Source organism: Nocardia sp. NPDC001965, from assembly GCF_053594175.1.
This window is the reverse complement of the sequence record NZ_JBSFDZ010000008.1, coordinates 104780-117738: the sequence shown is the minus strand read 5'-3', so window position 1 is coordinate 117738 and position 12959 is coordinate 104780. Positions and strand designations below refer to the sequence as shown.

General features: G+C 66.9%; 13 protein-coding genes. 8 read left to right on the top strand and 5 right to left on the bottom strand.

The window, feature by feature from the left end; genetic code table 11:
- Positions 1-324: 324 nt before the first annotated feature.
- A complete protein-coding gene (locus tag ACWCPQ_RS14900; protein WP_449898737.1) occupies positions 325-1140 on the bottom strand; it encodes an SDR family NAD(P)-dependent oxidoreductase in 816 nt (271 codons plus the stop codon).
- Between the two features lie 111 nt (positions 1141-1251).
- Between ACWCPQ_RS14900 and ACWCPQ_RS14895 the strand changes: the two genes are divergently transcribed.
- From ACWCPQ_RS14895 to ACWCPQ_RS14880, 4 genes are all read left to right on the top strand, one after another.
- Positions 1252-1878, top strand: a complete 627-nt coding sequence (locus tag ACWCPQ_RS14895; RefSeq protein ID WP_449898735.1) for a TetR/AcrR family transcriptional regulator — start codon at positions 1252-1254, stop codon at positions 1876-1878.
- A 373-nt stretch (positions 1879-2251) separates the two neighbouring features.
- Positions 2252-3514, top strand: a complete 1263-nt coding sequence (locus tag ACWCPQ_RS14890; protein WP_449898733.1) for a cytochrome P450 — start codon at positions 2252-2254, stop codon at positions 3512-3514.
- Between the two features lie 494 nt (positions 3515-4008).
- Positions 4009-5025, top strand: coding sequence for a radical SAM protein (locus tag ACWCPQ_RS14885; protein ID WP_449898731.1), 1017 nt, complete (start codon positions 4009-4011; stop codon positions 5023-5025).
- Positions 5026-5051: 26 nt separating this feature from the next.
- Positions 5052-6269, top strand: coding sequence for a cytochrome P450 (locus ACWCPQ_RS14880; RefSeq protein ID WP_449898729.1), 1218 nt, complete (start codon positions 5052-5054; stop codon positions 6267-6269).
- Positions 6270-6443: 174 nt separating this feature from the next.
- Here the strand turns inward: ACWCPQ_RS14880 and ACWCPQ_RS14875 are convergent, their stop codons facing one another.
- Positions 6444-6812 (bottom strand): hypothetical protein, encoded by a 369-nt coding sequence (locus tag ACWCPQ_RS14875; RefSeq protein WP_449898727.1) that lies wholly within the window; start codon positions 6810-6812, stop codon positions 6444-6446.
- Between the two features lie 114 nt (positions 6813-6926).
- Positions 6927-7862, bottom strand: a complete 936-nt coding sequence (locus ACWCPQ_RS14870) for a LysR family transcriptional regulator (protein WP_449898725.1) — start codon at positions 7860-7862, stop codon at positions 6927-6929.
- A 61-nt stretch (positions 7863-7923) separates the two neighbouring features.
- Between ACWCPQ_RS14870 and ACWCPQ_RS14865 the strand changes: the two genes are divergently transcribed.
- The 3 genes from ACWCPQ_RS14865 (at position 7924) to ACWCPQ_RS14855 (ending at position 10222) form a co-directional block, all read left to right on the top strand.
- Positions 7924-8334 carry a DUF5997 family protein gene (locus ACWCPQ_RS14865; RefSeq protein WP_449898722.1) on the top strand — a complete coding sequence of 137 codons (411 nt, stop codon included), beginning with the start codon at positions 7924-7926 and terminating at the stop codon, positions 8332-8334.
- A gap of 168 nt (positions 8335-8502) precedes the next feature.
- Complete coding sequence (locus tag ACWCPQ_RS14860) at positions 8503-8940, top strand: hypothetical protein (protein ID WP_449898720.1); 438 nt, start codon at positions 8503-8505, stop codon at positions 8938-8940.
- A gap of 241 nt (positions 8941-9181) precedes the next feature.
- Complete coding sequence (locus ACWCPQ_RS14855) at positions 9182-10222, top strand: phosphotransferase family protein (RefSeq protein WP_449898717.1); 1041 nt, start codon at positions 9182-9184, stop codon at positions 10220-10222.
- 111 nt (positions 10223-10333) lie between these two features.
- Here the strand turns inward: ACWCPQ_RS14855 and ACWCPQ_RS14850 are convergent, their stop codons facing one another.
- A complete protein-coding gene (locus ACWCPQ_RS14850; protein ID WP_449898715.1) occupies positions 10334-10915 on the bottom strand; it encodes an Rv1733c family protein in 582 nt (193 codons plus the stop codon).
- 176 nt (positions 10916-11091) lie between these two features.
- On the opposite strand from ACWCPQ_RS14850, the gene ACWCPQ_RS14845 reads away from it, so the two are divergent.
- Positions 11092-12288, top strand: a complete 1197-nt coding sequence (locus ACWCPQ_RS14845; protein ID WP_449898713.1) for a metallophosphoesterase — start codon at positions 11092-11094, stop codon at positions 12286-12288.
- Here the strand turns inward: ACWCPQ_RS14845 and ACWCPQ_RS14840 are convergent.
- Positions 12260-12886 carry an alpha-ketoglutarate-dependent dioxygenase AlkB gene (locus ACWCPQ_RS14840; protein WP_449898710.1) on the bottom strand — a complete coding sequence of 209 codons (627 nt, stop codon included), beginning with the start codon at positions 12884-12886 and terminating at the stop codon, positions 12260-12262. The genes ACWCPQ_RS14845 and ACWCPQ_RS14840 overlap by 29 nt on opposite strands.
- Positions 12887-12959 lie beyond the last annotated feature (73 nt).

Genomic DNA, 12959 nt, shown 5'->3' with positions numbered 1-12959 from the left:
GACGGACCGCTACCCGGTCGGAGAGCTTGTTCGCCGCACCGGGTCGTCCACCCGTGCGATCCGGTTCTGGTCCGACAGCGATTGTCGATCAGGCTCAGCAGCTCCCGGTAGCCCCGACCGTTGCGCTTTCCGTGATCGGATGTCGCAAGCGCCGGCGTTGCGGACACTACTGGGCTGCCGGGCGAGCGTGTCCGGGAACCTGCTTCGAACGAGACCCGTTCGGAGCGTTCACGTCCCCGGCCCGGTACCCGCCCGCAGCCTGCTCCGGCAGTCGAAAGCCTGGATGAGCGGCAGTATTTCGCGATTCTTGTCAGCGCCCGGCACTCATCCGGATACTTTGCGGCTGAGATTTTCGTAGGCGCGATACTGCGCCGCGCGGTTCTCGAGAACCTGCTGCACCATATCGAAGGACTCGCTGCCGACGATGAGGCGCCGCGGCGGGTTCGGCAGGTCCACCAGCTCCATGATCACCGGCGCGGCGGTGGCCGGTGCCGGACCGGCGTCATCGCCCCACATCGCGGTCAGCTCACCGCGCAGCTGCTGGTAGTGCGGGTCGGGTGTGGTCGCCGTGGTGCCCGTGCTGAACAGGCCGGTGTCGTAGCCGCCCATCTGGACGATGGTGAGCGCGACGCCGAACTGTTCGGCCTCCATCGCCACGGCCTCGCTCACCGAGTCCAGCGCCGACTTGCCGGCCGCGTACAGGCCGACCATGGGGAATCCGCCGCCGGTTCCCATGGTGGTGATCTGCAGGATGCGCCCGCTGCCCTGGGCGCGCAGATGCGGCAGTACCGCCTGGGTGACCCACACCGCGCCGAACAGGTTGACGTCGAAATGGGCTCGGATCTGTTCCTCGCTCGCCTCCTCCACCATGCCCAGGAGCATGGCGCCGGCATTGTTGACCACGATATCGAGCCTGCCGAAGGCTGCGACCGCCTGCTCCACGGCCGCGAAAACGGCGGTGCGGTCGGTGATATCGAGTGGCAGCGGTACCAGATCGCCGGGATACCGCTGGGCGAGATCGGCGAGAGGTTCGATATTGCGCGCGGCCCCGATCACCCGATCGCCCGCCGCCAGCGCCGCCTCCGCGAACGCCCGGCCCAGTCCTCGCGACGCCCCTGTGATGAGCCATACCCGGGTCATGGGCTCCACCTCCTCTTGCTCGATCCGTAGTGACGAGACAAGACGGTACGTCTCGCTTCGTCGGTTGTCAAGACGGGTCGTCTCGTCTCGTATCGGTGCTACCATCCGGGCATGGTCAAGCAGCCCGATCCCACGCGCCGTAGTGAGCGCTCCCGCCAGGCCGTCCTCACCGCGGCCCGCGAGCTGGTCTCCGAGGTGGGCTACGCCAAGCTGTCCATCGAGGCCATCGCGGCCCGGGCGGGCGTGGGCAAACAGACGATCTACCGATGGTGGTCGTCCAAAGGTGCGGTGGTCCTGGATGCCATCCTGACGCTCAGCGAGAACGGGCCGGAACAGGCCGCGGCGCTGCCCGATACCGGTGATCTGGAAGCCGATCTCAAGGTGGTGATGCGGGCTACGGTGGCCGAATTCGCCGACCCGGCATTCGAGAATCCGATCCGCGCGCTCAACACCGAGATCATCAACGATCCTGCCCTGGCCGCCGAGTACCGCGCCAGGCTGGCCGACCCGGTGGACGAAGCCAAGAAGGCCCGGCTGCGCAGTGCGCAGCGCGCCGGTCAGCTCGACGCCGAAACCGACCTCGATCTGGCCCTCGAACTGCTGTACGCGCCCCTCTATCAGCGTTGGCTGCTCCGGTCGGGTCCGCTCACTCCCGAATACGCCGACGCCCTCGTCGAACTCTTCCTGAAAGCAGTGCGGCCGAGCGCGGAGAGTCCGGCCCGAATTCTGCCCCGCTAATTTTGGCGGAGATGCGACATATAAAAGACGGTTTCAAAGGTTCATGGATTCGCATATCGAGATGAAACCGATCGAGCCGGTGGGCGCGACGATGCGAAATTTCACCATTGTGAACATTCGGCTACGGAAGACATTGCGGCGGAGCGAAATTGGATCTCCGCCGGAATCAGGGCGTCGTGCCTGTGCTTTTGGGTGTTCCGGTGCTCCTCGTACCCCGCACCGGCCCGATGTCGGCGCGGCGTGGAGTGGCCGAACGCACTTTCCGCGCGCTTGCGAACGACCGGCTACACCAATACTGTTCCGACGCAGGAGATGTCCCAGACGGGACACTCTCCCGGATCAGTCGCTGTTGCTTTCATTGGAGTCCCCGGCATTGACCAAGTCTCTACCGTCATCCGAAACCGAAACCGCCGGATGCCCGCACTCCACCCGACGTCCGACCGGGGCGCCGCCCCGGGTTCCTCTGTACACCGAGGAGTACGCGGCCGATCCACATCGCTTCTTCGCCGAGATGCGTGCTCGTTACGGAACTCTCGCGCCGGTGGATCTGGCCCCCGGCGTGCCGGCTACATTGGTGCTCGGGTATCACACCGCGATCAGCATCTACAATGACCCCGATCATTTTCCGGCCGACGCGCGATCGTGGGAGAAGACCGTCCCTGCCGACCACCCGCTCATGCCGATGATGGCGTGGCGTCCCAATGTCATGCGCAGTACCGGCCGTGAACATGCCCGATACCGGCAGGCGATCACCGCCGCTCTCGACGGGGTCGATCTGTTCTCCATGCACCAGAACGTCGAAGAGGTCGCCGTGCCTCTGATCAACGATTTCTGTATGGACGGCGGCGCTGACATCATCGGTCAGTACGCCTTCCCGCTCACCTTCCAGGTGCTCAACGCCGTGCTGGGTTGCCCAGTGGATCTCGGGCAGCAGATCGCCGTCGGGATGGCCGCCATGTTCGAGGGCGGCGCGGCCGCCACCGACGCGGACGCCAGGATCAACGAGGCGCTCCTGGAACTCGTCGCGCTCAAGCGCACCGCACCCGGCCGGGACATCACTTCGCGTCTGGTGGCGCACTCGGCGCAGCTCCAGGACTCGGAGATGGTGCACCAATTGGCCGTGCTCTACGGGGCGGGGATAGAGCCGCTGACCAATCTGACGGTCAACACCCTGCTCCTCATGATCACCGACCCGCGGTTCACCGGCACATCGTCATCCGGTGCGGCCCCCACCACCCGGGACGCACTGAACGAGTTGCTGTACACCGACCCGCCGATGGCCAACTACTGTCTGAGCTATCCGAGGCAGCCGATGATGCGGGACGGAGTCTGGCTGCCCGCCGATCAGCCGGTCGTCATCGGCATGTCCGCGTGCAACAATGATCCGGCGATCCACTCGGGTCATTACACCGACAACAACGCGCACCTCGCGTGGGGTGCGGGCCCGCATGCCTGTCCGGCCAGATCGATCGCGTACATGGTCGCCCAGAACGCGATCGATCAGTTGCTCGACGCGCTCCCCGAGATGCGGCTCGCCTGTGCGGTCGACGAACTACGTTGGCGGCCGGGACCTTTCCATCGTGCACTCGCCGCGATGCCGGTGCGCTTCCCGCCCTCTCCGCCACTCGGCCTGTGACATGTTCGCGGTGCGGCCGTACGCGGCCGCACCGCTAACGATCGGCGTCTTCCCCGTGCTGTGTCCCGGGCTCGCTGTTGGGTGCGTAGGATTTTGGGCTCGAATACCGTTGCACCGTAATGTATCCGGTGAGGCTAGTGCGAATCATCAAGAGTGCCAGTTATAGCGCGGAATGATTACCCTGTATCAGGGTTTGTCCTAGAATCATTTGTAGCGCTAACGAGCCCAGAACCGTAAGACAGCTTCGTATCCGCATTCTCGCCAACCCATCTGCCGATCCCGTGGATCGGCAGCGCATCGGGAGCACTGTCGATTTCGACATGTCCGACTCGCCGGTGACATCCAGCATCGCGCAAAACTTGCCGTACCGCCCCGAGGAGGATGTCGTGTCCCAGCCCGTTTTCCTGGAAGTCAGGCCAAGTAAGGAACGCATTGTAACCAGAGCATTCGAGCTCGCGCAAGACGATCCGGCTTTGGCGGCACGATTGATGCGCGTGAACGAAGTAGCCCGCGGTATCCGCACGGTGGAGGTGTGGGTTACCGACGCCTGCAACCTGCGGTGCAAGGGGTGCTGGTTCTTCGAACACGATATGGACAAACAGAGCGTCGAGATCCGGGATCTGGACTCCATCCGCGCATTCGCCGAAGACCTGCGCGATTCCAAGAAGATCACCAGCACACTGCTGATCGGTGGTGAGCCGGCGCTGGTCCTGGATCGAGTCCGCGTGTTCGCGGAGACCATCCGCAATGTCACCGTGGTGACGAACGGGACGCGGCCGATACCCTACGACGGCCTGGAAGATCTCGCTATCGCGGTCTCGCTGTGGGGTGGTGGTCCGGTGGACGACGAATTACGCGGTCACGGACCCAACGGCCGGCGGATGAGCGGACTGTTCGGAAAAGCGCTGCGCACCTACGCCGGTGACCCGCGGGCCACCTGGGTCTACACCCTCAGCGAGGCCGGGATGCCGTACCTCGAACGCACCGTAGAGGCCATCGCCGACAACGGTAACCAGATCAACTTCGGTTACTACAGTGACAACGGCACCGATCCCACTGCGCGACTGCACAATGAAGAACGGGCGATCGAGGAGATGACTCGTATGCGCGAGACCTATCCCGATACCGTCATCGGGGACCCCTATTACTTCCGCACGCTGGTCACCGGCCGCACGCACTGGGGTACCTTCGGCGCGCAGACCTGCCCGAGTATCAGCAACGATCACCCTGCGCACGCCCAGCGGCTGACCGAGGGACATCCGATCGTCGGCCGTTTCAACGCCTATCGGACCGATCACAGTGTGCAGTACTGCGCCACCACCGGAGACTGCGACAACTGCCGGGACAGTCAGGCGGTGTGGAGCTGGCTACTGGTCAATATGCATCGTTTCCTGGGCGATCGTGATCAGCTGGACACCTGGGTGACGTTGGCCGAGAACTTCTATCGCCAGTACTACTGGTCCAGCTACCATCCCGCCCGGCCGGTGCCCGTCGAAGCGGTCGGTGCCTAGGGCGGGCGGTACCCACCATGGCGACAATGTCTCTGGAGAAGGCCCGGATCTTCTCGGATGTTCTTCGCGGTGACCCCGGTGCCCGGATCCTCTGGGCCCGGCCCGGGGCCGACCGGCATCGGCAATACGAGAAGATCCGCGCCCGAGGCGCGTTGGCCACCAGCCGCCGCGGACTGCTCTTCACCGCCTCGCACGCGGCGAGCCATCAGGTTCTCACCGGCGGCGATTTCGGCCCGGCGCCCATCGGGGCGTCGGCCCGCCGCCGCAACGAAACCGGCGACGTCACACTGGTGCATCCGGTCGACGACTCCTTCCTGAAGCTGCAACCACCACGGCATACGGAGCTGCGATCCCTGGTCGCTCCCACGTTCCATCGGCGCGAACTCGCCGATCTCGGGCCCCGCATCGAAAAGATTGCCGGTCACTGTCTGAACGAGCTGCCCCGCGACCGGGTCACCGACCTGATCACCGGCTACGCCGAAGCCGTTCCCATGGCCATGATCTCGGATATCCTCGGCCTGCCGGATACCGAGGCGCCGCGCTTCGCCGCGTGGGGAAATGTGCTCGCCTCGTTGCTGGACGGTGCCAGAACGGCAGCGGAACGGCAGCGTTCCCGTGCCCTGGTCACCGAGATGACAGCGTACTTCCGGGAGCGCCTGACCCGTGCCGATCCGGAGGGGCCCGGGCTCATCGCCGCTCTGGCGCGGCAATGCCCGGCGCAACTCAACCCGCGCGAGGCCATCGCCACCTGCAGCATGCTGCTCGTCGGCGGCTTCGGCACCACCACACATCTCCTCGGGAACACCCTGCGCACGCTGTTACAGCAGCCGCATCTGCGGCCCGACGACGGCGATTACGCGGCCGTGATCGAAGAGTCCCTGCGCTACGACGCCCCGGTCCAGTACGTCGTCCGGGTCGCTGTGACCGATACCCGGCTGGCCGGTCGGGCCGTCACCGCGGGAACCCCGATCGTGGTGCTGCTCGCCGCGGCGAACCGCGATCCGGAGATCTTCACCGACCCGCACGTGTTCGATCCCCGGCGCCGGGAACCACATCGTCACCTCACCTTCGGCGCGGGGATCCATTTCTGTATCGGCGCCGCGCTGGCTCGGGCGGAAGCGACCATCGCAGTCCAGCGATTCTTCGAAAGGTATCCGGACGCCCATATCGCGGGCAAGGAAGCTCCGCTGCCTTCCCGCGCGCTCCACGGGCTGCGGCGGCTGCCCGTCGTCCTCGAGGCCTGATAGCGAAACGGTACTTCCAGGGATGGCCGTCGCCCGGAAGTGGCTCCGGGAGTGGCCCCACAGGGCCGGCGGCGGGCCCGGGCCGCTACCGGACAGGGTGTTCGCGGCCCGCGCGGCGTCGAGGACGGCGTCCGATTCGTATGCCGCCCGGGATGGGTGCGGGCCCGGGCGCGGCTACCGGAGGTCGATCCGGTCGGGATCGGGTAACCGCGTGGGCCTTTCGTCGGTGTACCAGGCGTACTCGATCCCGCTCAGCCGTCCCGCTTCGACCCAGATGATCACCTCACCGGTCGGCCTCCCGGCGAGGTCGGTGACCGCTGCGTTCGCGAAGATGCCGTCCGTCACACCGTCCGCCGCGATGGCACCCGGGTCGACCTCGACATCGACGCTGGGCGACCCGGCCCCCCAAGTCGCCACCACCCGTAAATACGGTATCTGCGCAATATATTCGGCGGAGTCGTGACGGCTCGCCGACAACAGCTTGGCCACGACCGCCGCCTCGAGGTCGGTCAGTGGCCTCGGCCGAATCGGCGTGCCACCCATCGCACCTCCTCGGAACTCGGGCAACGTCACGGAAGGGTAGCTGCCGGGTTGTGCCGAGCGACGCTGACCGGCCGTCCCGGCGCGTCTCACCGGCCGATCTGCGTGTGGAGCGTGCTAGCGTCTGCGACCCCGTGCCGGCTTCTTCTCGGCGGGGGCGGGTTTGCGCGCGGGACGCGGTCGCTGCCCTGCCGGACGCGACTTGCGCGGTTCCGGTTCGGTGTCCTTTCCGGCGGGGGATCGGGAACTGCGTTCCGAGCGGCCGCGCACGACGCCGATGAACTCTTCGGCCGCATCCGCGGTCAGGGTCTGTGGCCAGGCCAGGGCGATTTCGGTGTCGCCGGTATCGGTCACTGTGCGATAGACCAGGTCGCGCCGGTGGTGCAGGCGGGCGATCGAATGGGGCACGATGGCGACGCCGACTCCCGCGGCGACGAGTTCGACGGCGGCTGCGACGGTGTCGATATCGGCGGTGTCCTGTATGCGCTCGTCGGCGAGATCGGCCATGCCGACCTCGTCGAACAATGCGATCGCGTGGTCCTTGGGTACCACGACGACGGGCACCTCGTGGTAGAGAGGGATCGCGTGCATCCCGTCGCGGTCGATAGGTAAGCGAACGAAGCACATGTCGACGCGGCCCTCGCGCAGCGCCTGTTCCTGGTCGGCCTGGGCGACGGCGACCAGCTCGAGCGAGGTATCCGGGAACCGCCGGCCCCAGATCCGCTCCCATTTGGTGACGGTGACGCCGGGCACGAAACCGACCCGCAGGGTGGCGGGGGCAGTGGACACGGCGCGGTCCGCCTCGTTCTCGGCGCGCGCGATGATCTCGCGCGCCTCCCGCAGCAGCTCCTGTCCCGCGTCGGTCAGCTGGGTCGGTTGCGCCCCGGGCACGAACAGCTTCGTGCCGAGCTCGGCCTCCAGGTCGATGACCGTGTGGCTGAGCTTCTGACGGGAGATGTGCAATGCCTTCGCGGCGCGGGCGAAGTGCAGTTCCTCCGCGACTGCCACGAACCAGCGCAGGCGCTGCACATCGACTGAGGAAAACCGGCTCATACCGGCCAGCGTATGGCACCGCGGAGTCCGGGCCGGCGCGGCGGCCCGATACGCTGTTCCGGTGAGCCTGGACAAGAAACCGCAGATGATGAAGCCGCTGACCGCGGCGAACAAGCTCGGCATCTATCTCCCGGCGGCTCCTGAAGAGTTCCGGAACAACCCGATCTCCCGAACCGAGCTGGACGAGCTCCGGGAGAATCCCCCGCAGTGGCTCACCGAGCTGCGCCGGACCGGACCGTTCCCGCGCGATATCGTGGCGCGCAAGCTCGGTATCTCCAACAGTGGTCTGACCCGGGCCGGGGTGTCCGACGCGCTCACCGCGGACGAGATCGCCGCCTTCCTCGCGGAACCGCCGGAGTGGCTGATCCGCGAACGTGAGAACTATGCCGCCGTGCGTGCCGAGGAAGAACGAGTCCAGGCCAAGGAGGCCGAACGCCGGGCGGCGACCAACCGGGCGGCGAAAGGCTACTAGGGCTCCGTTCGGACGGGGCTTGCCGGTGATCGGAGGTGCCGGTCCGCGGATGGGCCCGTCCGGCCGATCTGCTCCACGGGTCTGTCGGCCCGACAAGCGCTGTGCCTCAATGGAAATCGGGGGCGGATTATCCTGCGCCGAACCTGGCCGGAGTTATAGATTGTGCGCATGATTGCAGGTAGCGCATTTCGAAGTCTTGCCGTCGTGGCCTCGACCGCGGCGGCCGCCATCGCGGTTTCCGGTCTCGCCGGTGCCGCCGTCATTCCGCCGAGCACCGCAACTCTCACGGTCTCGGGTGCGACGGTGACCGCGTCGTTGAGCCGGATCAGCACCGACCTGGTCGGTGGCACGGTGCAATGCGCACTGCTGATCGACGGTGATCCGCAACAGAACGCGTTGTCCGCACGTGAATCCGCTCCGGCGGATTTCGCGTTGTACCGCGAGGTGGCCGCCGGCGATCACCTCGCCGTGAGCTATTGCGCGGACTATCCCGCCGGTTCCGATACGCCCAGCTCGTATCCGACGCTGGCATGCGCCAAGGTGAGCGTACCCGCGGCAACGGTGGAGGCGTTGCCCAACGATCGCTGCTATCTGCCCGGCGAGTAGCTTTCCCGTGCCGTCGCCGCTTCTGCGGCGGCGCGGCCGAGCCTGTGCGAGCCGCCCGGATCGACGATCCGGGCGGCTTCTTGCTGTCGGCAGCCGATCGCGGCGGTGCGGTGACCGGCGAACGTCGGCCGGTCCTTAATATGGGGCACTAGCGAGAAACGTCTCATTTGTAGCAGACTGGGCGCTACCGGACGCCTCGCGGTACGGCATCGGTGGCAGAGCTCGAGGAGATGGCGAATCGATGGTCCAGGACGAAAGTGACCTACCGGTAGGCCCGGGTGTCGCCGCCGGTATCGATATCGAGCGGGTCACCGCCTGGTTCGCCGAACACATCCCAGCGGCCGTGCCGCCCCTGCGGTTCGACCTGATCACCGGTGGCCGCTCCAACCTGACCTACCGTGTCCACGACGAGTCCGGCGCCCGCTGGGTGCTGCGCCGACCGCCCACCGGACACGTTCTCGCTTCCGCACACGATGTCGTCCGCGAGTTCCGAATCCTCGACCTGCTCGCCCGCAGCCCGGTTCCCGTGCCCCCGGTCCTGGGCTGCTGCACCGACCACGCCGTCACCGGATCCGATTTCTACGTCATGGCGAATGTGGACGGGATCGTGCCCGACGACCCCGTGTCCGCCGCCGCGATCCCCCGGGAGAGCCGCGTCGCCGCCTCCCGGGACATCGTCGATACGCTCGTGGCCGTCCACGCCGTCGACACCACCACCGGGCCGCTGGCCGAGTTGCGCAGGCCCGGCAGTTACCTGGAACGTCAGCTGCGCCGGTGGCACCGCCAGCTCACCGCCGGTGCAGTGGGCCCCGGCCCCGTCTGGGAGGTGCACGACCTTCTCACCCAGCGGATGCCCGGCGAACGCTGGACCGGGATCACCCACGGCGACTTCCGCCCGGGCAACCTGCTGATCGGAGCCGACGGAACCGTCCGGGCAGTCCTGGACTGGGAACTGTGGACCGTCGGCGATGTCATGGCCGATATCGGCTGGCTCACCGCCGCCTGGACATCGGCCGAACCGTTCGGATGGGCGCCGACCCCCGCCGACGGCTACCTCGATATCGATACGCTGCTGGCGCGATACGCCGACACCACCGGCCGGTCTCTCGACGATCTGCCCTATTACCAGGCTTTCGCGCTGTGGCGACTGGCAGCCATCGCGGCGGGGGTGGCGGCCCGTTTCCGGGCCGGGGTGATGGGTGCACAGGATATCGATATGACGGAGCTGTCGGAGCGACCCGCCCGGCTCGCCGAATCGGCGCGCGCGGCACTCACCGGCTGACCGACCGATGGTCCGCGCGCGAATGCCCGACCGCCGCAACCGGTCGGTGAACGCGCGTTTCCGGGTATCCAACTGCCGGTCGGGTGGGTGACGGCGCGGACACGGCCCGGTTCAGAACCCGGCGTGCAGCCGAGCCCACGCGGTATCCCACTGATCCAGCTGACGTGATCGGATGCGGCCGGCGGCTGTCACCGCTGGAACACAGTAGAGGAGGAGCTGGCCACTCCAGGCGAAGACCGCGATGAGGGTGGCGTCGAACCGGACCGACGATTCGCTCTGCGGTGCCGAGGTATGCGTGCCGTCGCGATCCACCCAGATATCGACGATCTCACCTCGGTGAGAGCCCGCCGCGGCGTATACGGCGCCGGTGTGGCGGGTGCCCGCGGCGATCCAGGTGGCCGCGGTGGTGGGGTCGAGGTCGTATTCGCTGGGGAAGGGAGCGGATTCCAGCAGGGTCGCTGGTACGCGGTGCCGTCCGGCGGCCCGTTCGGCAGCGGACTCGCTCAGCGCTGCGTGCGCGTGGACGCCTATCGCGAGGGCTATCGGGACCGCCCAGGCGGCCACCAGCAGCGCGCCACATACGAGCCAGCCGATGAGGCGATCTCCGGGACGCGACAGCGGACTCTCGTGCCACGGGCGCAGGTGCCACAGCCGCGTCGCGGCGGTGGGATATCTGCTCGGTTGGGGGACCATTGGTTCTATCCGGGTGGGCGATCGGGGTCGGTACTGTTCTCTTCGACTATTCCAGGATCTGCTCCGGATACCTGTGCCGAAAACCTGTGATACGGCTCATGTATCGCTGTGGCCGCACCACCGAGCATCACATCGGTATCGCTGGGAGCCCCGGGAGCTGAATTATCATCGAGGCGGTGAGCACTTCGTCGCCGGATTCGGCGATCCGATCGGATTCGGGTACGACATACAAGCCCCTTCGGGTACTGGCGATCACCACGACGCTCGTCTCCGTCCTGGTGATCCTGTTCGCCGTCCCGTGGTGGACGCTGGTGATATCCGGAAATCGGTGGCCGGCACCCGTGGTCGCGCTGGGAACCGCCGCCTTCGCGATCGCTCTCGTGGCGTTGCCCGTGACGATGGTAGCGAGCCACGGCCGCCGGCACCTCGACTGGGCCGGGCGGTTCGGCGACTCCCTCCTGGGGATCATCTGGGTGCTCTTCGCGTGGTCGGTGATCGGCACGATCGCGCGCCTCGTCCTCGGCTTCGCCGGTGTGACGGACCCGGTGCGCTCGCGGTCGGTGGCGGTTGCAGTCGTTCTCGTGGCCGCGGTTCTCCTGACCTGGGGCAATCGGGAGGCCATGCGAATTCCCCGGATCGAATATGTGGACGTCACACTGCCGCGACTCGGCCGGGGCCTGGACGGCATCCGGATCGTCGCCGTCACCGATACACATTTCGGTCCCATCGACCGGACGTCGTGGTCGCGCGGAGTCGCGGCGGCCGTGAACGAGCTACGTCCCGATATCGTTGCCCATGTCGGCGATATCGCCGACGGCCCCGTGGAACGACGACGTGTGCAGGCGGCCCCGCTCGCCACCATGGACGCCGGGCTCGCCAGGGTCTATGTCACCGGCAACCACGAGTACCTCGGCGAGGCGCAGGCCTGGCTCGACTACATGGATTCGATCGGCTGGAACACTCTGCACAACAGTCATATCGTCGTCGAGCGCGGCAGCGACCGCCTCGTCGTCGCGGGCGTCGACGATGCCACTGCGAAGTCGTCGAAACTCAGTGGTCACGGCGCCAGTTTCGAAGGTGCTCTGGCAGGAGTCGATCCCGAGCTTCCGGTACTCATGCTCGCGCATCAACCCAAGCAGGTTTTCGAGTCCGCGGCGGCCGGTGTCGACCTCCAGATCGCCGGCCACACCCACGGCGGTCAGATCTGGCCGTTCAACTTCCTGGTCCGGCTCGATCAACCCACCGTCCACGGGTTGAGCCGGCACGGCGAACGGACACAGCTGTACACCAGCCGGGGCACCGGTTTCTGGGGTCCGCCGTTCCGGATCTTCGCACCCAGCGAGATCACGGTGATAACGCTTCGTTCCGTGTGAGGTCGGCCGGCCCCGGAGCGGGAGTGCCCGGCTCGGTGAGTACCGTCCGGAACGTCACCGACACCCGCCGCCCGCGCGGCACCCGACCGGCCGGCGAGGGATCGGTACGGCGCGCCGCGATGGTGTGCCGCCACCGATAGCGCGCGTCGCCCGTCATCTCGCACAAGCTGCCGGTCGCCAGAACGACCGGCACCCGGACTCCGCTGTCGGGATCTAGGAAGTCCATGGTGCAGGCCGAGCCGAGACTCAGCGTCGCCACAACCGGGCCGAAACACGGCACACAGTCGACATGTGGGCTGATGCCCTGCCCGGGCAGATATTCGTTGACGATGACTTGATCGGGCCGAACCGCCCACTCCAGCCGCTCGACCAGCTCACGCGCCCATCCGGGCAGCGGCGGCGCGGGTGCGGACGCGGCGACCGAGCGCCGGCCGTAATCGTAGCGATGACCGAAATGCTGTACCCGACGCCGTAATTCGTTCGACCACGGTGCCGCGTCGATCGCGGCCACGAGCGCAACCTGCTCCCGCAAATCGATCCAGTCGTCCGCACAGCGCAGACCGTCCACGCCCGCGACGCTCGCGAATTCGGTGCTCACACTGTCTACCGTGACACACCGGGCCGAGGCGTTGCGGTAGGCCGTCCTCGGCTGTGAGAACTTTCCCGGGGCT

Excerpts from the sequence above, each read along its gene's own strand:
- ACWCPQ_RS14900 (WP_449898737.1), bottom strand. The coding sequence starts at position 1,140 with ATGACCCGGGTATGGCTCATCACAGGGGCGTCGCGAGGACTGGGCCGG.
- ACWCPQ_RS14895 (WP_449898735.1), top strand. The coding sequence starts at position 1,252 with ATGGTCAAGCAGCCCGATCCCACGCGCCGTAGTGAGCGCTCCCGCCAG.
- ACWCPQ_RS14880 (WP_449898729.1), top strand. The coding sequence starts at position 5,052 with ATGTCTCTGGAGAAGGCCCGGATCTTCTCGGATGTTCTTCGCGGTGAC.
- ACWCPQ_RS14875 (WP_449898727.1), bottom strand. The coding sequence starts at position 6,812 with ATGGGTGGCACGCCGATTCGGCCGAGGCCACTGACCGACCTCGAGGCG.
- ACWCPQ_RS14870 (WP_449898725.1), bottom strand. The coding sequence starts at position 7,862 with ATGAGCCGGTTTTCCTCAGTCGATGTGCAGCGCCTGCGCTGGTTCGTG.
- ACWCPQ_RS14860 (WP_449898720.1), top strand. The coding sequence starts at position 8,503 with ATGATTGCAGGTAGCGCATTTCGAAGTCTTGCCGTCGTGGCCTCGACC.
- ACWCPQ_RS14855 (WP_449898717.1), top strand. The coding sequence starts at position 9,182 with ATGGTCCAGGACGAAAGTGACCTACCGGTAGGCCCGGGTGTCGCCGCC.
- ACWCPQ_RS14850 (WP_449898715.1), bottom strand. The coding sequence starts at position 10,915 with ATGGTCCCCCAACCGAGCAGATATCCCACCGCCGCGACGCGGCTGTGG.